The organism is Shewanella sp. 125m-1 (assembly GCF_052977065.1).
In genome coordinates, this window is sequence record NZ_JBRILT010000006.1 from 1 (window position 1) to 24,660 (window position 24,660).

Sequence of the window (24,660 nt, forward strand, 5' to 3'; positions counted from 1 at the left end):
GCACTGCAACGAATGTAACAGGTGCAACCGCTGTAAACAGTATTAAGCACTCACTGCCACGCTTTATCGATTGTACTAATTAACATACCAAATACCCTCAACAGCTAGCGGCTAGCACTGCAACGAATGTAACAGGTGCAACCGCTGTAAACAGTATTAAGCACTCACTGCCACGCTTTATCGATTGTACTGATAACATATCAAACGCCCTTAAGAGCTAGCGGTTATGACAGTAAGCGGTACTGCGGTCTAACTGCGACCAAATGCACTGTGCTAGTCGTTCTTTCTAAAAATCCGCCCTCACAGTAGCTTAGATAAAACTTCCACATACGAATAAAGTCGTCGCCGTAGCCAAGCGCTTTTATTTGCGGCAATGCCGCATCGAAGTTATTGTGCCAATCTTTTAGGGTTTTAGCATAATCTAGCCCCATATCGTCCACCGACCAAGTGACAAAGTCGGTATGCTTAGTCAGCTCATTGGTCATACGGGTCACCGAAGGCAAGCAACCTCCCGGGAAGATATAGCGCTGAATAAAATCAGCCCCTTTACGGTAGCTATCGTAACGCTGATCAGCAATGGTAATCGCTTGAATAAGTAAACGCCCATTCGGTTTAAGTAAGCTTTGTAGCTTTTTAAAGAAACCGGGCAAATATTCATGCCCTACGGCTTCAATCATTTCAATAGAAACCACTCGGTCAAATTCACCCGTTAAAATACGATAATCATCTTTAAGTAAGCTAACACTATCCTCTAGCCCCTCTTGCTCAACACGGTTTTTCGCATACTCAAACTGTGCATCGGAGATGGTGGTGGTCGTCACCTTGACCCCATAATGCTTAGCAGCATAGATAGCCAATGCTCCCCAACCGGTTCCGACCTCCAGTAAAGTTTGCCCTGGCGTTAAATCTAAGCGCTCACAAATGGTCTTAAGCTTATGTTGCTGCGCTTCATCAAGTGTTGCACCGCTATGAGGATATAAGGCACTGGAATACAACATCTCTTGGTCGAGAAACTGCTGGTACATCTCATTACCTAAATCATAATGGGCAAGAATATTACGCTTTGACCCCGCTTCAGTATTACGATTAACCAGATGCGATAAGCGGCTAAATGGCGCGGTCAACCATGATAACTTTTGCTCTAATTTATCCAGTAGAGGCAAATTTCGAGCAAATAGCTGCACGACTTTCGTTAAATCAGGGCTAGACCAGTGATCTTGAATATAAGCTTCACCAGCGCCAATGGACCCCGACAATAACACTTGGCGATAAAAACGGGGTTTATGCACCACTATCGTGGCATGTAAGTCAGACTCTTTGCGGCCAAACTCATAACTGTTTTCACCATCGATAAGACTTAAGTGGCCCTCAGCTAAACCTGGCAGCACATTGAGGAGTAACTTTCTTGCGAGGCTATCAGGCAAGCGCTCAGTAGCCAGATTGTGTTTAGTGGTTATATTTTCCATTATGATTTCTCCGCTGGCTTATCTGGGTGGCCAATAAATGGCACGCGCTTAATAAACAGTTTTAGTGCTTGCCAATAGATCCCCTGAACGATTTTTAAGGTCATAAAAGGAAACTTAAGCAGCATTGCCTTTAAATTTTGAGCGCTCATCTCTCGCTTAAATAAGCATAAATTGGCATCGAACAGTTTCTGCGTATTACGGTTTTCAATCCCGACTCTAACGTCTGAAGCTGGCGCCTTAATCCGCCATATATATTTCATATTCAAGTCCATAAAGGGCGAGACATGAAACGCTTTATCTGTTGGCTCAGGCTTTTCAAGGTCAATCAAATAGTAATGGCGTTCATTCCAAGGTGTATTGCTCACCTCAGCGAGTAAGTATTTCGCTTTAGTATCCCTGTAACAGAAAAAGCAATTTATCGGGCTAAAGTAGAAACCGAAGTGACGAACTTGGCCGACAAATACCACCCTATTACAAGCCTGATTAGCACCAAGCTCTGATGTCTTAAGCAATACTCGGGTTTTTAAATCCGGTTGCTCTGCCACCATCTGATTCAAGTAGTCAGTTTGCTTAAACCTTAGCGGCGCAAAATGCTTAGATGAAAATACCCAGCTCATGCTTTCTAATTGGTTTAATTCATCAAGATCGATACCAAGCATCGCCATCGGATAATTAAATCCATGATGACTTGGTTGGTAACGTCGGTGCATGACATTGCCTGTATAGACACCGCTGACCAATGTCTTTAGCGCATGGCTCATAAACGCATCCCAAAGTGTTCACATACATCAAATGCACTGTGTACACCGTCCTCATGAAAACCGTTGTACCAATATGCCCCCGCAAAATGGGTATGGTTAACACCTGAAATCAGTTCTCGCTGAGATTGAGCTCGCATGCTCTGCTCATTAAAAACCGGGTGCGCATAATTAAAAGTACGCAGTACCTTATCTGGTGAGATCAACTCTGATTGATTTAATGTCACGCAAAATGTCGGAGCCGATGCTGGCAAACGCTGCAAAATGTTCATATTGTAGGTTACAGATGCTTGGCGCTGAGTATTACCGTCTAAGCGATAGTTCCAGCTTGCCCATGCAGCGCTTCGCTCAGGCATGAGCTTTTCATCTGTGTGCAAGACGACTTCATTATTCTGATAAGCCAATTGGCTTAGCACTTGCTGCTCATCGCCAGTAGCATCTTCAAGCATGTTTAAGGCCTGGTCGCTATGACAGGCCAAAACCACCTCATCAAACTCCTGCCACTCACCTTGATCAATTTTTAACTCAACTCCCTTGTTAGTTCGCTTTATCGCTGTGACAGGGCTATTTAAATGAATCGACTCTTTAAAGGGGGCGATTAGATCAGGGATATAGCTGCGAGAGCCCCCTTCAAGCACATACCATTGCGGTCTGTCGGCAATATTTAATAAACCGTGATGTTGAAAAAACTGAATAAAGAAACGCAGTGAAAAAGCGCGCATATCGTCAATACTGGATGACCAGATAGCCGCGCCCATCGGCAAAATATAATGCTCACTAAAGAAGTCGCTAAACCCCTTCGCATCTAATAGCTCACCTAATGTTTGATATTCATAGCTATCGTCGGCAAAAGCTTGTTTACAGAGCTTATTAAATCTTAAAATCTCTAAAATAAATGACCAGAACTTAGGCCTAAATAAGTTACGCTTTTGAGCAAATAAAGAGCTCAAGGTATTACCGTTGTACTCCAGTCCAGTATTGGCATTATGTACACTGAAACTCATCTCTGTGGCCAGCGCGTTAACATTTATCCTTGCCAAAAGTTGCTCAAACCTTGGGTAAGTGCGGTCGTTAAACACGATGAACCCTGTATCAATAGCATACTGCTTTCCCGCGACTTCAACATCGACCGTAGCAGTGTGGCCGCCAATATAGTCATTCGCTTCAAATACTGTGACGTCGTGCTTTTTAGATAAAATATGCGCGCAGGTGAGCCCCGAGATCCCGGTACCTACAATCGCTATTGTTTTACGCTGCTTATTATTTTCTACGATATTCATTAGCGTACCTTTTTAGCGGCTGTTGGCTTATCTGCTTGTTGTTCTGCATTCTGAGACTTCGCATTTGTAGATTCTGTATTCATAGACTCTGTATTTTCAAGCTCTGTATTTATAGACGGTGTACTTTTAGCTTGGGCCGTCAAAGGTTCAGGCGAAGCCGAATGTGGGGGACGATTTAATCTCTCCCATAGGCTTCTTGGGAGTAACGAGATGAGCTTTAGAAGTAAGGTGAATTTTTTCGGAAAATGAATTTCTCGCGCTCCTTTTTCTAGCCCGCTGCGAATCGCCTGTGATGCTTGCTCTGGCGTTTGCTGCATCGGCATTGAAAAATTGTTTTTATCCGTTAGCGGGGTTTTAACAAAGCCGGGGCAAATAACGCTCACACCGATATTGTGTGGCTTTAGGTCGATAGCAAGAGTCGCTGCTAAATATTGCACGGCGGCTTTAGATGCACCATAAGCTTCAGCGCGCGAAAAAGGCAAATACACAGCACTTGAGCCCATTAAAGCCAACCTGCCGCCCTTTGCAATCATTGAGGTAAATGCCGATAAGCAATAACCCATGGCAATCAGATTAGTACGGATCACTCGTTCAAAAAGCTCACCGTCAAAATTGAGTGCGTCATCTATGTATTCACAACTACCCGCGTTTAAAATAACTAAGTCTAGCGGGCGCGATAGTTGCGACTTCACTTTAATCGCTTGTGCTGCAACCTGTTCATTGTCTGTTATGTCAAATATAAGCTTTTCAGCCCCATGTAGCTGAGATAACGCCTGCTGATTACGTCCACAAGCAAATACCTTCCAGCCATCGGCTAAGTAGTCTTTTGCTAACTGCAAACCAATGCCAGAGCTTGCTCCAGTAATCAGCACGCTTTTTTGATCCTTGGGTGAGATTGTGGCCGCGTTCATGTTGAAGCCCTAGCCTTAATCATCTTCACTGCACTGCCGAGCAAAGGAATGTGCTCGTATAACATCGCGCCCACATCGAAGAAGTCCTGATGCTGAGTAATTTTGCGCTCAAGCCCAAGTAAACTGACCCCTTCGACTGAGATCTCTGCGCCGCCATTAAGTTTAGGGTGTACAAACTTCATGGTCCATATGAGCGTTGCAGCTCCCTTGGCATGTATCACCTGATGGATATCAAAGTGGATGAAATCGATATTCTGATAAAGTTTACCGAAATACTCGGTAAGCGCTGCAAGACCAGACACATGGTGCAGCGGATCGCTAAACTGAATATCTTCACTATAGACTTGTGCTAACTGATGCAAATTATCTTTATTAAGCACCTGATACAAAGCAATAAAGTTATCAACGAGTACTTTCTCATCGGCAAGCTGGTCACTGACATCACAAGGTGTCTTATCTGAGGTGAACACTTCAATATTGGACATCATCCAAAAATCTCCTTATCTAAATCCACAGTGCCAGTGTTAACGAATTCTTTGCTTGTAGAACGCTTCATTACGGATAACTCGGCGATAGCTCTATTTCTAGCAAACTTGTGCTCGACTATGGGTGGAACATAAACGGGTGGAACATAAAAGCTACTATCAAAAAGCTGCGCAGGTGATGGCATTTTAAGCTTATGAATTAATTTCAAATCTACGCCATCTAGCTCAGGTAAATACTTACGGATGAAAGCGCCTGTTGGATCAAACTTTTCGCACTGAGAAATAGGATTAAACACCCTAAAATAGGGCTGAGCATCACACCCGGTCCCCGCAGACCATTGCCAGCCGCCGTTATTCGCCGCTAAATCACCATCGATCAACTTTTGTTTAAAATACCCCTCCCCCCAACGCCAATCGATAAGCAGATGCTTGGTTAAAAAACTCGCAGTGACCATACGTAAGCGATTATGCATCCAGCCCGTTTGATTGAGTTGCCGCATAGCCGCATCAACCAGTGGGTAACCGGTGCGCCCATCACACCAGGCTTGAAATTCTTGCGGATTATTACGCCAAGCAATGTTATTGGCGAGAAGGTTGAAATTGCCCTGCTTGGATAGTCTTGGAAAAGCCACCAGCAGATGACGGTAAAACTCACGCCAAATGAGTTCATTGAGCCAACATCGAGCGGGGCTTTCATCGTGAACGAGGGCATCTGGAAAATGGCTTAGCAATACTTGCACACATTGGCGCGGGCTAAGCACGCCTATCGCCAGATATGCAGAGATTTGACTGGTTCCATCAAGCGCGGGAAAGTCTCGGGTCTTTTGGTAGTCGACCAACTTGTGGTTTGCAAATTGACGTAACTGCTCTTGAGCCGCTTCCTCACCCGCTGTCCATGCTTGGCTCGACTGTTTTTCACAATGCAAGTTTAAGTGATTAGGTTTAGGTAGCGCTGCCGATACCGCTTGTGGCTTAGCTAAAGTCGTTATCTGATTTTGTGCCGCAATTTGACGCCACTTTTTTGCGAACGGGGTAAAAACCTTATACATCGCCCCCGATAGATTAAGCACACTAAGAGGTGCCAGCAGGCAATGCTGCTGGTAAAGCTCAATATTAATCCCGGATACTGCGACAGCATGATCTCGTTGCTGCTCGTTAAATTCTGGCTCACTGCTGGCAAAGACTTTTTCAATCTGCCAATCATTGATGTATCTGCCTAACCATTGAGGGATCTCATCGAAAGTCTCTAGATGACAAACATCGAGAGGGATCCCGAGCTTGGCAAGCTCTACAGCAAGCAAGTTAAGCTGCCTTTCAATAAAGTCTAATTGGATCGGTGCGACATCATGGGCTTGCCACTGCGTTGGTGTAGCTAAAAATAACGCTCTGACACTGGCACCGCGACTGCTTGCATACTCACAAGCAGCCATTAAGGCTTGGTTATCTTGTAAACGCAGGTCATTTCTAAACCAAATCAAGGCGTGACCAAATGGTTGCTGATGCTCACTCATTAGTCTCTCCTGTGCTCAAATATCATCTCTAATAGGCATAGCGTAATTTTAGCTCTTGAGGGTGCGGGTTTAGATAGACTTGGTTTTCAATATAAGGCGTTGGAAACTCTCTTAGATAATGATTAATAAGCGTCATCGGCACCAAAATAGGTTGTAAGCCTTGGTTATATTTAAGGATGGATTCGCTCAGCTCAGACTTTTGAGCACTCGATAAATGCTTCTTGAAGTAACCTTGGATATGCTGCAGCGCACTCGTGTGATTTTTACGGGTCGCTCTGATCTTTAAGATCTGCATAAAGCCAGTAAAGTAATCGTTGGCGATTTGCTCAAGGTCGCCAGTCAAATCGGCTAGTAAAGGCCCGAGTTCTCTATATAGTTTGGGATTATGTGCCATTAGCATATATTTATAACGAGCATGAAAATCGAGGAGGTTACTTTTGGTAAAGCCTGATACTTTTAAGCAATGCCAGTCATGATAGGCATAAACGCGAGTAAAGAAGTTTTCACGGATCCGTAAATCATGCAGCCGCCCCTCCTCTTCAACAGGCAATAAAGGGTATCGCTCCATTAATTTTCTAGCGTAAACACCAATGCCAGATTTCCAGCCATTATTCGTCCCATATTTATATTCAGTCACCCGCTCCATACCACAAGTCGGTGACTTAGCGCACAGGATATAACCGCCCAAAAAATCCAATTGTTCAACTTTTTTCTCGCTAAATGCGTTCAATTTGTCAGTCACATCCACCGAACCATCAGCGCTTTTTACAAAGATGACGTCACCGTCTTTTTCAAGGCGAATCGATTTTCTTGGCGCCCCCATGCCAATCGCCATTTCAGGGCAAACTGGCACGTAATGAAAATGCTCAGCAATCTCTTTACGACAATAACTCGACGCTTTATGACCACCATCGAAACGTACTTTCTCTCCGAGTAAACAGGCACTAATTCCGATTTGGATTTTATCTGGATTAAATTGGCTCATGGTCAAACTCCTCTATTAAGAAGTACTTACGTTTCCAACTTACACAAAGATCACTTTTGCTACAATTTATATTAATAAGGACACATAAAAAACGCCAGCTATTATGCTGGCGTTTCAAGTACTTACTTAACTAGTAATCTTAACTAACAATATGCTTAACGGCTCTTTTGCGCAAAACGCTCCAAGCCCCATACCAATAAAATACCGGCAAACATGGCGATAACGGCATAAATCACCAACGAAGGTTGACCGGTAAGGTGTTCATACTGCATTGGCGAAATGATACGCTCATCAAGCGGCACCATTTGGCCTTTTGAGTTTTCGCGAAAAGTCAGCACCTCTTTCCAAGGCCAAATTTTACCTAAGGTACCCAGCATCAAGCCCGTTAAAAATACCAACGTGGCGTCATGATACTTTCTCAGCAGCGCTGACAATACGTGACTAAAACTGAGTATGCCGATTGCCGCACCTGCGGCAAAGGTCGCCATAATCGCAATGTCAAAGTTCTTCACCGCGCCAATCACTGGCGTATATAACCCCAGGAGTAACAATATAAAGCTGCCTGAAATCCCAGGCAAAATCATTGCGGTAATCGCAATACAGCCACCAAGAAAGACATTCAGATAAGTCATTTCAAGCGCTATAGGGTTTAGCATGGTAATACCCCACGCAAAAACAACGCCTAAAACAAATAATACTAAACGTCCTATGGTGATCCCCCGTACCTGCTTAAGCATGTGCACAACTGAGATAACGATAAGACCAAAGAAAAACGACCACACAGGAATTGGATGAGTATCTAGCAGATAAGTGATCAATTTAGCCAAGGTAAGGATACTGGTTAAGATCCCGCCAAAAACACACACTAAAAACGGACCATTAATATGCATGAAAGCGGCTTTTACACCTTGCTCTTTTATTACAGTCAATAAAGAGGGTCTAATCTTCTTTATACTTTCTAATAGCGGATCGAGGATCCCGGTAATAAAGGCAATAGTGCCGCCTGAAACACCAGGAACCACATCGGCGGCTCCCATTGCCATCCCTTTAAGGTAGGTCTTTAAATAATTCACTTTATTCCTTAATTCACACAAAACTTTTTGTCGGCAAAATTATACGTCCCATTTCCATAAAAAAGGAAATGAAGTTTACTTTTCTAAAGCTAAATTAACCTACGGCTGGCATTTATTGTTAATTCAATGTTAACCTCATCCGACCAGTAAGAACCACGTAAGATATACAAGGACAAGCAACTGATGAGCAACATCAATACTAATAACAAGCCCACTAAAGTCATGTCTCTCTATAACCGTGTCACTCGGTTGCCATTTGGCAATAAAATATTCTCGCTAATGGTGAGCCGTATGGCTCCTTATTTTGGCACAGTAAAGCCCATCATCAGTGAATTAAATGTGAATCGCTGTGTCTGTCAGATAAAAAAGCGCAAAGCAGTACACAATCATATCCAAACTGTACACGTTATTGCGATCTGTAACGGACTTGAGATGGCAATGGGCGTGATGGCTGAGGCTTCTATTCCACATCACTTAAGATGGATCCCAAAGGGGATGAGCGTGGACTACACCGCTAAGGCTGGCAGCGATATAACTTGTATTGCACAGGTGAAGCCTGAGCAATGGACTCCAGGTGATATGTTAGTCCCTGTCACCGCCTATGACACAGATGGGGTTGTCGTCGTGCAAGGTACTATCAAACTTTGGATCTCAGAAAAACCTGCGAAAAACTAACCTAAAAAAGCAAAAGTTCTCGACCGATACAAATAGCACTTGTCGGTCGCTGTTTTCCTGCTATCATTTCGAATAATACAGAAACATAGTCATTGTTTTTAAGCTGCGTTAACTAAAATACTTAATCTACACGCTGAATTTAAACGCTAAAAATAGCCACTCTAGATCGACTCTGCATATAGCCACTGACTATAGCCACTAAATTTTGACACTGAATATGGACACTGAATATGGACACTGAAATTGCCGCCAAAGCCCTAAAAGAGCTGGGTCACCCAACGCGCTTGACCCTATTTAGATGTCTTGTCAAAGCGGGCCATAAAGGGCTGCCGGTAGGCCAGCTACAAGAATTGTTACAGATCCCAAACTCTACCTTGTCTCATCACCTTTCAAGTTTAATGTCTGCAGGCTTGGTCAAGCAACATAGAGAGGGGCGTGTACTGCATTGCATTCCACAATTTGACTGCTTAGATGGCCTAATACAATTCTTGCAAGAAGAGTGCTGCACTGACGAGTCTTGTTAACTGGCTTTGTAATCAACAGCCTCAATGACCGTAAACTAGAGTGACAATTTAACTCAACAATCGTCCTGCCAATAGAAGCAAATGAACTCGATGACAAAAGTAGGCATAACACGTGGCACAATAGACAGTTGGGATGATACTAAGGGCTTTGGCTTTATCCAAATCCCAGGGCAAAAACTGCAAGTATTTTTACACATCTCAGCCCTCGTCAATAACAGCCCACGGCCACAAGCGGGCAATCGAGTCCAGTTTCACCAGAGCAAAGATAGACAAGGCAAATTACAAGCCCAGCGAGTGCAATTGCTGAGTACAGGCGAGGTCAAACCTAGCCGAAAGTTCACCAGTTCACGCAGTCGCTTCAGCATTGGAGTCGCCCTAAGCTTTATCTGTATCTTGAGCTTCGGTTACTCACAACAACATATCCCACTCTGGCTTTTGCTCTATTTTATCATTACAAGTCTTGTGACGTTTATCGCCTACGGCTGGGATAAGCGTTCAGCACGTAAAAATCGATGGCGCGTCAGCGAATTTAAACTACACCTATTAAGCTTATTAGGCGGCTGGCCAGGAGCACTACTGGCTCAACAATGGCTCAGGCACAAGTCATCTAAAGGTCGGTTTAAGTTTATCTTATGGCTTACTATCAGCTTAAATCTCGGGCTGATTTACCTTGTTTATTCAAAGACATTAACAGCACTATTGACTTAAGTGAGTAAACTTAAGGTTTGCATCCCAATTAAGCTCTGCTTAACCACGATTTTCTGCACGGATTTACCTCTAGAGAGGGATTCGTTATCATGAGTGTCTAATCAAACCAAAGTGATTCAAAAATGAAAGTTATTTTAGCTGTTGTGATTATTGCCTGTGTTGTTTTCTACTTTTTCTCCTCTATGAACAACCAAAAGGCGTCCAAAGAGAATATCGCTATCGGCAGTGCTTTCTTAGCCGATAACAAACTAAAAGATGACGTAACAACCACAGCTTCAGGCCTGCAATATCAAGTGCTTGAACCAGGTACTGGCACTGTGCACCCGAAAGCAAGCGATACTGTAACCGTACATTATCATGGCACCTTGATTGACGGCACTGTTTTCGACAGCTCAGTAGATCGTGGAGAGCCCATTGCCTTTCCACTTAACCGTGTAATCAAAGGCTGGACCGAAGGCGTACAGTTGATGGTGGTTGGTGAGAAAGCGCGTTTCTTTATACCAAGTGAATTGGCATACGGTAACCGCAGTGCAGGCAAAATCGCAGGAGGTTCAACCCTAATTTTTGATGTTGAGCTAATCAGTATCGATTAATCGAACTGGCTATTTGTCCGAGAAAACAAAGCCCGAATAGTTAGCTATTCGGGCTTTCTGTTTGAAATTAATTTGAAACGTTACGCTTCGTGGCCAAATGGGTCGTCGATTGAGTGCGCTGGCTTTGTGAACCACACAGGGCCTTGCTCTGTCATATACTCTTGTATAAATAGATGGTCTTCATGGCGCACGCCAAACTTACCCGGTACACATAACCCTTGCGACATAAAAAAGACGCCTCATTACTTATAACGAGGCGTCTTTGATGACTCTTTGATAATCTAGCTTAGCAATTTACGCTTCGTAGCCAAATGGGTCGTCAATTGAGTGAGCTGGCTTTGTAAACCAAACTGGGCCATTCTCAGTCATATAGAAGTGGTCTTCATGACGTACCCCAAACTCGCCTGGTACACACAGCATTGGCTCGTTACTGAAACACATACCGGCTGCAAGTGGAGTGTGATCGTTCAGTACCAAATAAGGCCATTCATGAATATCTAAACCAACCCCATGACCAGTACGGTGTGGCAGACCCGGTACATCATAACCAGGGCCAAAACCAGCAGCTTCTAGTACATCACGCGCTGCGCGGTCAACGCTGGCACAGGTTGCACCTATTTGCGCAGCTTCAAACCCAGCTATTTGTGAGTCTTGCTCAAACTGCCACAACTCACGTTGACGTGGGCTAGGCTCACCATATACGTAGGTTCGAGTAATATCTGAGTTGTAGCCATGTAGCTGACAACCTGTATCAATCAATACCGTATCATTAAGCTCTAGCGCCTTTGGTGATTTAACGCCATGCGGGTAAGCACTGTCTTCACCGAAAAGCACGATACAGAAGTAAGAGCCCGCAGGAATGCCAACCTTAATATGTGCAGCATTGATAAAGGCTTCCACTTCGCTAGTGGTGATACCTTCATGCAAAATACGCGCTACCGCTTTATGCACTTCCATTGTCATATCTTTAGCGCGTTGTAGCAGGCTTATTTCTACAGCCGACTTGATCATGCGACAACCCGCTGTTACAGGCTTAGCATTAACATAGTTATATTGAGGATGCTCTTGGCGTACGCCATCGAAAATAAAGAAGGCTGCTGACTCATCAATGCCAATATCGCCCGATGTGATCCCCATGTTCGCCAGTACATTACCGAACAATGCAAACGGGCTTTCATCTTCTTGCCAAGTATTAACTTTACCGCCAATGACCATGTAACCATTTAAGGTATCAACTTCAAACGCTGGTGCAATATATTCAAGCGATCCCTTAGCTGGAAGAATCGCCCCCACCATACGCTCGCTGGCATACCAACGTGTACCGGTGTAATAGTAAAGGTTAGTGCCTGCATTAAGGTAAATAGCGGCAATTCCTTGCTCGTTCATAATAGCTTGCGCTTTAGCGATACGAGCTTGGTACTCTTCACGACTTATAGCCTCAACACCTTGAGTCATATTCGTTAATTTTGCTAATTCCTGCTCTGCGGTAGAACCGCCAACACCTAAGGTCATATGCTTACCCTTCACTTAATTATTTATATTTAAACCTAAACAAGGCTCATTCATTTGAACCAATGACAATGACACACTTTTATGACCCACTTTCTAGCATAAAATATACAAAGCGTCAGTAATAAATAGGACAAAATGCAAATAATTATCGATCCCAGTAATCAGTTTTGATCGCAATTAGGAGGACTAATTTTGAGGAACATGGAGGAACTTAATTAAGTAGCTATATTAAAGAGCTATATTAAAGGACTGTATTAAAGGACTAATAAATGAAGATAGTGAAATAATAGCGTGACACCAAAAATGCTGCCACATCCATTCACAGACAGTAGCGTCTGATTCATCTAAACACTATTTAGCCAGCATCACTTTTAAACCACGACAAACAATAGTCTCGCGGTCATCAACACGATTAACTTTCACTTGTGCCATAGGGATCGCTAAAGCCATCTCTTTTATAGAAGCCAAGCAACCTTGATAGTAGTGGGGGTTGCTCATCAAATTCCCCGCAAGATGGATCCGTGATGGGTTAAATAGATTTACAACCCAAGCTAAGCTGGTGCCAATATAACCACCAGCTCGAGTGAGATCTTCATTACGTACTATATTGCGACGTTTGATTGCCGCGCCGCTCGATAGCTGCTCCAGACTAAACTCTCCCGACTCGGTCATCAAACGACAATGCCCCAATTCACCAGCCATTCCAGAGGCACCAGTAAAAGGTACGCCATTAATCGCAATAGACATACCAATACCCATATCGCACATAACGAGTAGCTCACATACTTGCTTAGGGTCTATCAGCGCCTGTAAGCCAGCATCGCAGTCATTGGCAATCAGTATACGCGCAGCTTTAGTCATTAACTTATCGGCATTTAAGCCCTTAAGCCCGGGTAACGACTGACATGAAACTAATTGCTGCTCCTGTACTAACCCTGGAAGCGCAATGCCTAGCGCGTAGTCATTTAAGCCATAATCTTGCTCTAGCTCTATGATCTGAGTATTTAAACTATCTATGTTAAAGCTATCTGCCACAGCGATTTTGTACTGCTCGATTCGGCCTTGAATTTTTATCTCAAATAAGGCTTTCGACCCACTAATATCGATTGTTAATGTTTGCACTCAGCCCCCAATGACACGGTTATACCACGACTAATACCCATCCCCACGAACAAATAAAATTCTAACATAATAAAGACTTACAACCCTACACTGGGGTTTAGAATAAACGTTAACCGCGTTAATATTGAGCAATTACTCTATAGTTATCGACACGATTTCCCAAGATTGCTCAAGCTCAATTCAGCACTTATTGATCAAATACAGCTTTTACTCGGCACCACTTCCACCAAGCGATAAGGACTAGCAGTGCGGCTATCAAAGGCAAACAGCTGACCAGTAACACGCTCCAACCTAGCTTATGGATCACTAAGCCCGCACTGAGTGATGCCAGCGCCTGCGCACCAAATACAAACGTGTCGTTAAATGCTTGCACCTTGTAGCGCTCACTCTTGCTATAACAGCGTGGGAGTAAGGCTGTACCGGCTACAAATAGGAAGTTCCAGCCTATACCAAGTAGTACTAGCGCAGCCCAGTAGTTAAGTAGATCCCGCCCCATAATCGCTGTCACTATGGTGATAAGGTAAGCGCAAAGACCCAATAACATCATCTTAGATACCCCTAAACGGGCAATGAGTATGCCGCTAAATAACGAAGGTAAATACATCGCGATAATATGACTTTGGATCACCCATTTTGTATCGGCGAGGGAGTGATGCTCAACATGATGCATATGCAGCGGCGTTGCCGTCATAACAAAACTCATCATGGCATAGCCTAGGGTCGCCCCCGCAATGGCAACCCAGATCTGTGATTGGCTTAATATGTTCATTAACGGTCTAGCATCAACTTTTTCAGTCTTATTTTCTAAGGCTTGTTCGAGTTTAGGCTCTCGGTAGAAACTTAAAATTAGCGCTGCAATGAGGCTAACGACGGTTAGGCACAAAAACGCACCAACATAGGCCTGTTGCCAGACGGTTGCTCCCCACACAGCCAGTTCGGGTCCTATAACTGCCGCAGCAAGGCCGCCAAGTAACACTCTAGATGCTGCTTTCGCAGCCATAACCTCACTGACCGACTCCATAGCCGCAAATCGATACTGCTGCACCACAGCACCTGCAGCCCCAAGTAATGTGCCGCTAACGCAGAACAAAATGAAATTATGCTGAGATGTCGCTAATGCCGCAAGCAGCCCAGACATTGCCGCAACTAAGGCGCCACAGATAAAAACCGGCTTACGCCCAAAACACTGCATCAACTTAGAGACAGGCAGCACAGACAAGGCGAGTCCTATCACCATCGAGGCGATGGGCAGGGTCGCCAACTCAGGTGATGGCGCAATTTCAGCGCCAATCAAGCCACCGAGCAGCATCATCATAGGCGTGGCACTCATGGCAAATGCCTGTGCTAGCATTAATATCCAAACATTAAATGGCATAAAATAGGTATTCCTTAATGCTGCAAAGTGTAAATATTGCGCTGTGTTTATAACCAATTTTTATATTAAGCCATAGTGACATGAACACTTGGCTTAATAAACAATTCGTCCAATTAGCTTCACACAGATACTGACTCCCGCAGATAAATTTACAGCTCTTAACCTCCCAAGCAAAAGCGCTTTATGGTAATCTCCGCGCTAAATTCGTACAAAAATAAACAGCCTATAGCCAGTACAACACGGCTTTTACGCTGATAACGGAGTTTGAATGTCAAATACTATTGCAGCACGCCTCAGCGCGATTCGCACTGAAATGGCTAAATCTAATCTGGACGCTTTTATTATTCCACGCGCCGACGAGTACTTGGGCGAGTACGTGCCAGAGCATAATGAGCGCATGTTGTGGGCCAGCGGTTTTACCGGTTCAGCTGGCGCGATTATCATACTTAAAGACAGCGCGGCAATCTTTGTCGATGGCCGTTATACCGTGCAAGTACGCCAGCAAGTAGACGCCGATTTATTTGAGTATTTAAGCCTTCACGATACGCCACAGGCGCAGTGGCTAATCGAGCAGCTTGGCACGAACGCTAACGTCGGCTTCGATGCCCGCCTGCATACTCTAGCCTGGTTTAACCACACCCATAGCGAGCTTGCTAAAGCGCAAATAAAGCTCACTCAGGTCCAGCAGAACCCAATTGATCTGCACTGGACTGACAGACCATCTCCAGCAAGCCACCCTATCATGCTATTTAGCGCGCAAAGCGCTGGTCGCAGCAGCCTAGAGAAACGCAAAACCATTGGCGCTGAGATCAAAAAACAGGGCGCCGACATTGCCATTATTTCAGCCTTAGATTCTTTCTGCTGGCTACTCAACATTCGCGGCAAAGATATCCCATGCCTACCTGTGGTGTTAGGAACGGCATTACTGCACGCCAATGGCGATATGCTGTTATTTACTGACACAAACAAGCTACCAGAAAACATCCTCGAGCATGTGGGTGAAGGGGTTAGCTTTAAAAATGAGTCAGAATTGGCAGCTGAACTTGCCACACTAAGCGGCACTAAAGTGCTGGCAAGCCCAGAGAGCTGTAACGCTTGGCTGCAACTTACAACTCAGGCGGCGGGCGCACAGCTTATCGCTGGGATCGATCCGGTCGCCTTACCTAAAGCGCAGAAAAACGAGGCTGAGCTTGCAGGCATGAAAGCCTGTCATATCCGTGATGGTGTGGCAGTAAGCCGTTTTCTTGCTTGGTTAGATCGCGAAGTTGCCGCTAATCGCCTATACGATGAAGCCGTACTTGCAGATAAACTGGAAAGCTTTCGCTTAAGCGATCCCTTATACCAGGAGCCGAGTTTCGATACGATTTCAGCCACAGGCGCCAATGCCGCCATGTGTCACTATAACCACAATAATGGCACCCCAGCTCAGATGACAATGAACAGCATCTATCTTGTCGACTCTGGTGCTCAGTATTTAGATGGCACCACAGATGTGACTCGCACCATTGCCATTGGAGATATTACCGATGAGCAGAGGAAGATGGTCACTTTAGTATTAAAAGGTCACATTGCAATTGACCAAGCTAAGTTCCCTAAAGGCACTAGCGGTATGCAACTAGACTCCTTTGCTCGCCAATATTTATGGCAGCATGGCTTTGACTTTGACCATGGTACCGGTCACGGCGTAGGTCACTATTTAAGTGTGCATGAAGGTCCGCAAGGCATCGCTAAGGGGCGCTCAAACGTTGCCCTACTCGAAGGCATGGTGTTATCAAATGAACCAGGCTATTACCGCGCCAATGAGTTCGGTATTCGATTAGAGAACTTAATCGCTGTGCGTCCATGCCAAACACTAACCAATAGCGAACGGGAAATGCTTGAATTTGAAGCCATGACCTTTATCCCTATGGACTCGCGACTCATCGACAAACAGTATTTAACCGAGTCTGAAGTCAACTGGTTTAATCAATATCATCAACAAGTTAAAGATAAACTATCGCCTTTTATGCAAGGTGATGATTTAACTTGGCTAAATAAAGTGACCACGGCTATCTAATCATTTTATCTGTTCGAACTAACAAGCAGCGTTTAGGCGCTGCTTTTTTTATGCCACTCCCTAGGCCTACAACTAAAAAGTGCAGGTTTTAACCTAAAAGTTTGCTATACTCCGCCACCGCCATTTTAATGGTATAGATAGCTGCTAGCGTTACCTGTTAGCAATTGAATTGTTGAACATAGGACTCCTCAATCATGAGATTTGAATCTTTTAGTTTTGCTCCCGAGATTTTGCGTGCAATCTCTGAATGTGGTTATGAAAAAATGACACCAATTCAGCAGCAAGCGATCCCTGCCGTTCGTCGCGGACAAGACGTACTTGCTAGTGCCCAAACAGGTACGGGTAAAACGGCCGCTTTTGCGCTGCCAATCTTGCAAAAAATGCTCGATAACCCAAGCACGACCGCTCGCTCAAATGCTCGCGCATTAATTTTAACCCCAACGCGCGAACTTGCTGCGCAAATCGCTGACAATATTAACGATTACGCTAAGTACATCGACATGAAAATCGTCACCATTTTAGGTGGCGTAAAAATGGACAGTCAGGCGACTAAACTAAAGCGCGGCGCAGATATTATTATCGCAACACCTGGCCGCCTACTTGAGCATATCGTTGCCTGTAACCTAAGCTTATCTAACGTCGACTTTTTAGTCTTAGATGAAGCCGACCGTATGCTAGATATGGGCTTTAGTGCCGATATCCAAAAAATTCTACAAGCGGTCAATAAGAAGCGTCAGAACCTATTGTTCTCGGCAACCTTCTCTACCGCAGTAAAGCAGCTGGCAAACACTATGATGGTTAAGCCAAATATCATTGCAGCCGACAAGCAAAACACTACCGCGGTTACTGTTAGCCAAGTAGTTTACCCTGTTGAGCAGCGCCGTAAGCGCGAACTATTGTCTGAGCTAATTGGTAAAAAGAACTGGCAACAAGTGCTCGTCTTTACTGCCACTCGCGACGCTGCCGACAAACTTGAAAAAGAGCTTAACCTTGATGGTATTCCAACTGCGGTTGTTCACGGTGAAAAGGCACAAGGTAGCCGTCGTCGTGCACTACGTGAGTTTAAAGAAGGTAAGATGCGCGTGTTAGTGGCAACTGAAGTTGCAGCTCGTGGCCTTGATATTCAAGGCTTAGAGTACGTAGTTAACTACGACCTGCCTTTCCTTGCAGAAGATTATGTTCACCGTATTGGCCGTACAGGTCGTGCTGGTAAATCAGGCGTTGCTATCTCTTTTGTGAGCCGTGAAGAAGAGCGCACTCTTGCCGATATTGAAAAGTTAATTGGCCAGCAACTGCGCCGCATTAGCATTCCTGGCTATGAAGTGGGTAGCCGCGATCTATTGATCAAACAACTACAGAAACGCCGCAGTTTTGCTAAAAAACAGCAGCGTGTCGATAACGCTGGCGCACAGGTTATTGCAGAGAAAAACATGCAAGGCCGCCGCGTAAAGGTAAAAAATGCATCACCAGCAAAAATAAAGAAGATAAAATAATCGCAGTACGGACATCGAATTATTTTATAAACAAAAAAGGCACCTAATGGTGCCTTTTTTGCGCTAAATGCATATTCCTTCAGCATTGAAATTAAAGTGACACTTTCAAGGTCTGGTAGCTACGTACCATCTTTAGCCTACGAAAAGGAACAATCATGCTAAAAAACACCTTTGCAGCTATTAGTCTACTACTGCTCTGTTTACCTACTTTTGCTAAGCCTATTGCCAGCGACGAGCTCAATGTAACGCCTCTGATGAATGGCCAAACGATCCCGGCAGCTAGCCTTAAAGATCTTAATGATCGCAACAGTGATCTTGCCAAGCTCACCCAAGGTAAACCAAGTGTGATATTTTTCTATCGCGGTGGTTGGTGCCCATTTTGTAACTCACAAATGGGGCAACTCAAAGCGATTGAACCTAAGCTGGTTGAGATGGGATTTCAACTGATTGGGATCTCGCCAGATACTCCAGCTAAACTTAAAGAGTCGATGACGGAACATGAGTTAAAATACACTTTATTATCTGATGCAGACTTACATGCCAGTAAAGCATTTGGTCTGGCTTATTTTACTAGCAAGAAAGTCACCAATCGTTATTTAAGCAAGTTGAAACTTGAAAATAAGCTATGGCAAACACCACAGGGTGAGCAACGTTTAGTATTACCTGTACCAGCCATCTATATAACCGATAGTGATGGTTTAATACACTTTCAATACGTGAACCCCAATTTTAGAGTCCGTCCGGCACCAGAGTTAATCATGACTGCGGCCAGTTTAATTCCATAATGGATAATAACGGCTCGCTAAACGCCGATAGCGATCGAAAAAATACGTTTAGCGAGCAAGTAAATTTCATACTTACAACGCCATTAGGTATAATCCTCTCGCCGTCTCACTTATCACATCACCACGGCGGAGAAACAATGTCAGATATCACCTATAACCAAGCTGTTTTAGAGTTCGCCATCGCAGGACTAGACGCACTGTCTGAAGCTAGCGCTAAAAGTAGTAGCGTAAGAACGCCTACAGCTGAGAGTCACTTCCTTTGCAGCTGGATGGTAACCGCATTAAAGCAACGCACTTATTCAAAATTGGTCGCCAATGATTTAACCCTGTGGATCCGTCAGGCTCGCAGCATGGGGGCGGGTGCCGAATTAAAAACATTGCTAGAAAAAATTAAAGCTCAATACAGCTACATTAGTGACAAGCAATCGGGTTTAGGCCAGTCGCTTAAGGCCATGCTAGCTGAGCTAGAAAGCCAAGAGTGGTTAATCATTACCGATCAAGAGGTGACCCAAAAGCTCAAACTTGATAGTGATGGCTGTAACAGCTTAATTATCTCAGATGAGCAGATGGCTCAACGCATTCAAGGTGATGAGTTAATCAAACCTCTTACCTTATACGTGCGTGCAGATGAAGCCACATTCGCTAAAGCAGCTTACCAACACGGTTTATTGTTGAGCCCAGGTGATAAAAAAGCCTCATTGATTAAGCACCATAAAGCTTATCAAATTTGGCCTAAAAACCTGCAACCTGCGCTGACGATTTTACAGCCGATTTAATCTCACCTTAGCGATAAAAAAGGCCTGCAATTGCAGGCCTTCTTATGTTGAGTAGCATTATAAATACTTAGAAAGTGACTCTGACATCCGCGCTACAAGTTGATGTTCCTGCATCACAGGCTTTATAGGTATAGGTTCCGCCACCTTTAGTCGTAATTCTGTCGGTATAGGTCGCTGCACTAGAGGCGGTATCGATTTGAGTACCGTTGCGGTAAACATCAACATTGTTACCCGCTGCGCCACTAAAGTTCAGCTCTACAATCTTAACGCCTCTTTGCTTGTAGTGATTAGTGGTTACGGTCAGTCCATCACCCGTCCCCGGATCGCCCCCCGGATCGCCCCCGCCATCACCGCCTGCACAACCATTTGCAGTCAGGTATGTATCTGCAGCCTCTGCATTAATAATACCGTGTCCAAAGTAGACATCGTGGCCGCTAGCGCCAGAATCCCTAGCACTCGCGTTGAGTGCCGCACGGATCTCTTCACCTGTACACTGATTATGATTAGACCAAACCCGTGCTGCGATACCTGATACTGCAGGCGTCGCCATTGAGGTCCCACTCATAAAGCCGTAATCAGATGTGCCAATTGAGAGCTCAGCACTCGCCGCCCCTACGACCAATGCTCGGTCCTCAAATGCTGCGCCAACCGCTGGAATTGACGTAGCGTTTGTATCACCTAACGTGCCATAAAGCATGCCAGGTTCATTGTTGATGATAATCGCACCGACACCACCCGAGGTTTCGCAATTGAGCACCTTGTCATGGAATGAGATAACGCCGCGATCGATAACACATACTTTCCCATTCGCACCTGAATCGATTGCTTCGGCGGTGCCCATGAAGTAAGTACTGCCATTTATAGAACCCGCGTTCTCCATTGCTGAGCTGGCTAGCGGATTGCCATCAACACTCATATTTGAAGCCGTCGCCATCCCCGCGGGGTACGTCGAGAGGGTATCGACACCACCTGCAGCAATTTCGACACAGATACTGGTGTCGGTGCGCTGCTTTTTACCTCGGCCTGTCGTACAACTTGGAAATTGCGAGAAGTCAGCAATCGCGTCATTAGCATCATTGGCGCCCACCATCATGACTGATGGATAGCCCGCGGGATAAGATCTAACACTATTACCGTCGTTACCTGCAGCAGCGACCACTAAACCACCTGCATCACTGAATGATTGGAATGCATTAGACTCGGTAGAGTTGGAGCCTCCACCACCTAAACTCATACTAATAATGTTAGCGCCGGCTTGGCTACATAGATTTGCTGCATGGGCAAGATCAGATGAATACCCCCAGCCATCAGCGTTAAACACTTTGATGATGTGCATATCGACACCCGGTGCCATGCCCACTACGCCAATACTGTTATCTGCAGCACCAATTGTTCCGGCTACATGAGTACCATGTGGCCCACCATTTTGGTCCCAGCTATCTGTGCCGCTATCGTTATCACCATCAATATTATTCCAAACAAAATCAGGGTTACTTCTATCTAAGCCTGAGTCAATAACGCAGACCTTCATACCAGCACTAGCATTAAAACTAATATCGTTGACGTTTGATTGCTTAACCGCATATGGCGTAACTTGCTGCGTCATCACTAAATGACATTAAGAAACGGGGCTGATCCACTTCGACTAATCTAACATGCGGGTTATTTAATAGGCCTTTAACCTGAGCTAAATCCTTGCCTGAAAATGTCGCAGCAATAAAGCCATTGCCCTCTAGGTTTAGCTCTCCCCCCACTTTCTTAGCTAAAGCTTTAATCACGCCTTTCTTATCATTATCGACCTGAATAACATATCGCTCACTTGCCATAGCACCTGCAGACATGCCAAGAGATAAAGCGATTAACGCCGTAGCTACTTTTGTTAATTTCATATTTTTGCTCCAAAATTCAAACATTAGACCGAGCACTGCGACCCACTCTGCTTTTAGTTTTATAAACTTTTTTATTATTTCTTTTTGGTGAAAACAACTAAATCACAAAATAAAACCTAGCACACGCCCGCGCCGATAATAATTCGTTAACAAGCGCTATAGTGATAACTTAAAGTAGGACTGAATAATAGTTCAAAAGTATGAGGTGGGGGGAGGAGGCTGATAGGTCACATAATTTCACTTAATTATTTGACCCTTAAGCTACAATAGCCCAGCACACAAACCCGTTAGCTCAATCCATTTAATAAGCACAAAAAACGAATTTATATGCACAAATAATTTATGCGTTTTTTAAAATGCTACGAGTAAAAACGACTAAATCAGTCTAAACCTAATGACTCATCCTCTACCTCAATAGCTCTCAATATGACTGACTTCCCGTTATGGTTTCGACTCATGGCACGCTGGATGGATAAATTAGCGAGTAGATCTACTGACAGCATAGACTGGAGACATACCTAAGCTTTTTAGCGCTTAATGGACGCAAAATTACGTGCTAGCATAGCCGTAAACCTTTCGATCGAAATAAACATTATGAGCAGCAACACAAACCCGCACTATGAAACCTTAACTCAACACTTTCAAAGCATTAGCCATTTTGAGCATCTAAGTGCGTTAGGTGATTGGGATCAGGCCGCCATGATGCCAATGGGAGGGGGTGACGCTCGCGGCGCGGCAATGGCCGAACTTGCCAAACATATTCACTCATTAAAAACAGCGCCAATGTTAGCTCACACTATTGAGGAAGCTGAGCAGTTGCCACTCACTGTGCAGCAGCAAGCTAACTTGCGTGAAATTCGCTATCAGTACTTACAAGCTAACGTGGTTCCCGGAGACTTAGTCGAAGCCAAAACTAAGGCGGCTTATCACTGTGAACAAGCCTGGCGTGAGCAACGTCGTAATAACGACTGGCAAGGCTTTAAGCCTAATCTTGAAAGCCTTATGGAGTTAGCCAAAGAGGAAGCCAATATTCGCGCCGAAGCACAGAATGTTAGCCCTTACGATGCGCTCCTCGATAAATTTGAACCCGGAATGACCACCGCTAGCCTCGAACAAATCTTTGGTCAATTAACGTCATGGTTACCAGGCTTAATTCAAACGATTCAAGATAAGCAAAAGTCACAACCCCGTTTTACTATTCCGACTGCCAGTGCTGATAACCAAGCTAAGCTCGGCAGAGAGGTAATGAATATTCTCGGCTTTGACTTTAACCATGGCAGGCTCGATATCAGTAGCCATCCTTTTTGTGGTGGCGTCGCCAGTGACGTGCGCCTAACGACTCGCTACGATGAGGCTGACTTTACCAGCGGATTGATGGGTATAGTGCATGAAACGGGTCACGCTAAATACGAGCAAGGCTTACCACTAGCCTGGCGCGGCCAACCTGCTGGACTTGCGCGCTCAATGGCACTGCATGAAAGCCAAAGTCTATTCTGTGAGATGCAATTAGGCCGTGGCCCTGCGTTTCTAAAGCTTATTCAGCCACACTTAACAACACTACTTGGCTGCGAGCTAAGCCACCAGCAACTGACAAACATCTACTCACGAGTCAAACCGGGACACATCCGAGTCGATGCCGACGAAGTGACCTACCCTTGTCATATTTTGCTGCGCTTTGAAGCAGAAAAGGCCCTGGTCACAGGTCAGCTTGCGGTCGCAGACTTACCCGACTTCTGGTCTGCTCAAATGCAGGCGTTGTTGGGGATAAACACTGACGGTGATTATAAGAATGGTTGTATGCAGGATATTCATTGGGCTGTAGGCGAGCTTGGCTATTTCCCGAGTTACACACTAGGCGCTATGTACGCGGCCCAATTTAAAGGCGCAATGGAACAAAGTATCGGTAACTTAGAGGCCTTAATTGACGCAGGAAAACTCGCAGATGTCACCGGCTGGTTACATGACAATGTTTGGTCGCAAGGTAGTCTTTTAGAGACCAACGACTTGATGCGTCAAGCAACGGGTGAAACCCTTAATCCTGCACACTTTAAGAAGCACTTAGAACAACGCTACCTTTAAGCTAGTTATAAATTACAGGCTACCGCCATTCTTCCAGCGCTTGTGTTCAAGGTGCTGGAAGTAAGGGCAACTAACAGGACACGGTATGAAGTTACGTCAGATCCAACCTCTAGATTGGGGCAATATTCTAGCAATCCAACTTGAGTGCTACCCGCAAATCGAGCCTGAATCACTCGATGTTTTGCAAAGTAAGTGGCGCCACTCTCCAGAGAGTTGCTTTGTCATTGAGTCACAATCGCAAGTGATAGGTTACTGTTTATCACACCCTTGGATACTCGATACTCCGCCCTCTTTAGAGCAAGTATTATCAGAGATAGAAGCTGAAAATACCCTGTATTTGCATGATATTGCTCTTTCATCTAAGGCTCAAGGTAAAGGAGCGGGTCGACTCGCTCTAACGGCCCTTGTTAATTTTGCGAAGCTACAGCAATACGCAACGATCTCTTTGGTAGCCGTTCAGGGCGCACACCATTACTGGGCGAAACAGGGCTTTCAGAGCAAGCCTATCGAAAAGGATCTTTCTAGCTATACCGAGGATGCCTGCTATATGGTTTATACCTTATAGCCGAGATTTGGTATCATAAGGGCAATTTCATTAGAGAAG

At 44.8% G+C, this 24,660-nt stretch carries 21 protein-coding genes and 2 pseudogenes; 10 read left to right on the plus strand and 13 right to left on the minus strand.

Translation table 11 applies throughout. The features are described from left to right. Positions 1–224: 224 nt before the first annotated feature. The 8 genes and pseudogenes from ACVBIK_RS04495 to ACVBIK_RS04530 all read right to left on the minus strand — a co-directional run bounded on the left by ACVBIK_RS04495 (position 225) and on the right by ACVBIK_RS04530 (position 8,469). On the minus strand, positions 225–1,466 hold the full coding sequence (locus tag ACVBIK_RS04495; RefSeq protein ID WP_447160321.1) for a class I SAM-dependent methyltransferase: 1,242 nt from the start codon (positions 1,464–1,466) through the stop codon (positions 225–227). Beyond that, on the minus strand, positions 1,466–2,227 hold the full coding sequence (locus ACVBIK_RS04500; RefSeq protein WP_447164455.1) for a DUF1365 domain-containing protein: 762 nt from the start codon (positions 2,225–2,227) through the stop codon (positions 1,466–1,468). Before ACVBIK_RS04500 ends, ACVBIK_RS04495 begins: the two co-directional genes overlap by 1 nt. Beyond that, the gene (locus tag ACVBIK_RS04505) at positions 2,224–3,504 is read right to left on the minus strand and encodes an NAD(P)/FAD-dependent oxidoreductase (RefSeq protein ID WP_447160319.1); all 1,281 of its coding nucleotides are present in this window, start codon (positions 3,502–3,504) and stop codon (positions 2,224–2,226) included. Before ACVBIK_RS04505 ends, ACVBIK_RS04500 begins: the two co-directional genes overlap by 4 nt. 176 nt (positions 3,505–3,680) lie before the next feature. Next, positions 3,681–4,415 (minus strand): annotated as a pseudogene (locus ACVBIK_RS04510) (SDR family NAD(P)-dependent oxidoreductase); the annotation flags it as partial. Beyond that, positions 4,412–4,903, minus strand: coding sequence for a nuclear transport factor 2 family protein (locus ACVBIK_RS04515; protein ID WP_447160318.1), 492 nt, complete (start codon positions 4,901–4,903; stop codon positions 4,412–4,414). The pseudogene ACVBIK_RS04510 and the gene ACVBIK_RS04515, both read right to left, overlap by 4 nt. Further along, positions 4,900–6,411, minus strand: coding sequence for a deoxyribodipyrimidine photo-lyase (gene phrB / locus ACVBIK_RS04520; protein ID WP_447169190.1), 1,512 nt, complete (start codon positions 6,409–6,411; stop codon positions 4,900–4,902). The genes ACVBIK_RS04515 and phrB overlap by 4 nt, the downstream gene beginning before the upstream one ends. Before the next feature lie 28 nt (positions 6,412–6,439). Next, positions 6,440–7,396 (minus strand): YbgA family protein, encoded by a 957-nt coding sequence (locus ACVBIK_RS04525; protein WP_447160316.1) that lies wholly within the window; start codon positions 7,394–7,396, stop codon positions 6,440–6,442. Positions 7,397–7,551: 155 nt separating this feature from the next. Further along, positions 7,552–8,469 (minus strand): DUF368 domain-containing protein, encoded by a 918-nt coding sequence (locus tag ACVBIK_RS04530; RefSeq protein ID WP_447160315.1) that lies wholly within the window; start codon positions 8,467–8,469, stop codon positions 7,552–7,554. Between the two features lie 183 nt (positions 8,470–8,652). On the opposite strand from ACVBIK_RS04530, the gene ACVBIK_RS04535 reads away from it, so the two are divergent. From ACVBIK_RS04535 to ACVBIK_RS04550, 4 genes are all read left to right on the plus strand, one after another. Further along, entirely contained in the window at positions 8,653–9,144 is a 492-nt protein-coding gene (locus ACVBIK_RS04535) for a hotdog fold domain-containing protein (protein ID WP_447160314.1), read from the plus strand. Positions 9,145–9,374: 230 nt separating this feature from the next. Continuing rightward, positions 9,375–9,668 carry an ArsR/SmtB family transcription factor gene (locus ACVBIK_RS04540; RefSeq protein WP_447160313.1) on the plus strand — a complete coding sequence of 98 codons (294 nt, stop codon included), beginning with the start codon at positions 9,375–9,377 and terminating at the stop codon, positions 9,666–9,668. Between the two features lie 81 nt (positions 9,669–9,749). Then, on the plus strand, positions 9,750–10,376 hold the full coding sequence (locus tag ACVBIK_RS04545) for a DUF1294 domain-containing protein (protein ID WP_447169191.1): 627 nt from the start codon (positions 9,750–9,752) through the stop codon (positions 10,374–10,376). Between the two features lie 122 nt (positions 10,377–10,498). Next, complete coding sequence (locus ACVBIK_RS04550; protein WP_447160311.1) at positions 10,499–10,969, plus strand: FKBP-type peptidyl-prolyl cis-trans isomerase; 471 nt, start codon at positions 10,499–10,501, stop codon at positions 10,967–10,969. Positions 10,970–11,049: 80 nt separating this feature from the next. Here the strand turns inward: ACVBIK_RS04550 and ACVBIK_RS04555 are convergent, their stop codons facing one another. The 4 genes from ACVBIK_RS04555 to ACVBIK_RS04570 form a co-directional block, all read right to left on the minus strand. Further along, positions 11,050–11,196, minus strand: a complete 147-nt coding sequence (locus tag ACVBIK_RS04555) for a hypothetical protein (RefSeq protein ID WP_447169228.1) — start codon at positions 11,194–11,196, stop codon at positions 11,050–11,052. 67 nt (positions 11,197–11,263) lie between these two features. Then, positions 11,264–12,481, minus strand: a complete 1,218-nt coding sequence (locus tag ACVBIK_RS04560; RefSeq protein ID WP_447169192.1) for a M24 family metallopeptidase — start codon at positions 12,479–12,481, stop codon at positions 11,264–11,266. 351 nt (positions 12,482–12,832) lie between these two features. Then, positions 12,833–13,603 carry an ROK family protein gene (locus tag ACVBIK_RS04565; protein WP_447169193.1) on the minus strand — a complete coding sequence of 257 codons (771 nt, stop codon included), beginning with the start codon at positions 13,601–13,603 and terminating at the stop codon, positions 12,833–12,835. A 187-nt stretch (positions 13,604–13,790) separates the two neighbouring features. Further along, on the minus strand, positions 13,791–14,978 hold the full coding sequence (locus tag ACVBIK_RS04570; protein ID WP_447169194.1) for an MFS transporter: 1,188 nt from the start codon (positions 14,976–14,978) through the stop codon (positions 13,791–13,793). Between the two features lie 268 nt (positions 14,979–15,246). On the opposite strand from ACVBIK_RS04570, the gene ACVBIK_RS04575 reads away from it, so the two are divergent. From ACVBIK_RS04575 to ACVBIK_RS04590, 4 genes are all read left to right on the plus strand, one after another. Then, positions 15,247–17,034 (plus strand): aminopeptidase P family protein, encoded by a 1,788-nt coding sequence (locus tag ACVBIK_RS04575; protein WP_447169195.1) that lies wholly within the window; start codon positions 15,247–15,249, stop codon positions 17,032–17,034. Between the two features lie 194 nt (positions 17,035–17,228). Continuing rightward, positions 17,229–18,527: a DEAD/DEAH box helicase gene (locus ACVBIK_RS04580; RefSeq protein ID WP_447169196.1), complete on the plus strand. Its 1,299-nt coding sequence runs from the start codon at positions 17,229–17,231 to the stop codon at positions 18,525–18,527. 155 nt (positions 18,528–18,682) lie between these two features. Next, positions 18,683–19,312 (plus strand): peroxiredoxin-like family protein, encoded by a 630-nt coding sequence (locus tag ACVBIK_RS04585; RefSeq protein ID WP_447169197.1) that lies wholly within the window; start codon positions 18,683–18,685, stop codon positions 19,310–19,312. Between the two features lie 137 nt (positions 19,313–19,449). After that, positions 19,450–20,088: a DUF2913 family protein gene (locus ACVBIK_RS04590; protein ID WP_447169198.1), complete on the plus strand. Its 639-nt coding sequence runs from the start codon at positions 19,450–19,452 to the stop codon at positions 20,086–20,088. A gap of 67 nt (positions 20,089–20,155) precedes the next feature. Here ACVBIK_RS04590 and ACVBIK_RS04595 read toward each other — a convergent pair. After that, positions 20,156–21,977, minus strand: a pseudogene (locus ACVBIK_RS04595) (S8 family serine peptidase). A gap of 594 nt (positions 21,978–22,571) precedes the next feature. Here ACVBIK_RS04595 and ACVBIK_RS04600 point away from each other — a divergent pair. Both ACVBIK_RS04600 and ACVBIK_RS04605 read left to right on the plus strand, forming a co-directional pair. Continuing rightward, on the plus strand, positions 22,572–24,056 hold the full coding sequence (locus ACVBIK_RS04600; protein WP_447164463.1) for a carboxypeptidase M32: 1,485 nt from the start codon (positions 22,572–22,574) through the stop codon (positions 24,054–24,056). Between the two features lie 85 nt (positions 24,057–24,141). After that, entirely contained in the window at positions 24,142–24,621 is a 480-nt protein-coding gene (locus tag ACVBIK_RS04605) for a GNAT family N-acetyltransferase (RefSeq protein ID WP_447169199.1), read from the plus strand. Positions 24,622–24,660 lie beyond the last annotated feature (39 nt).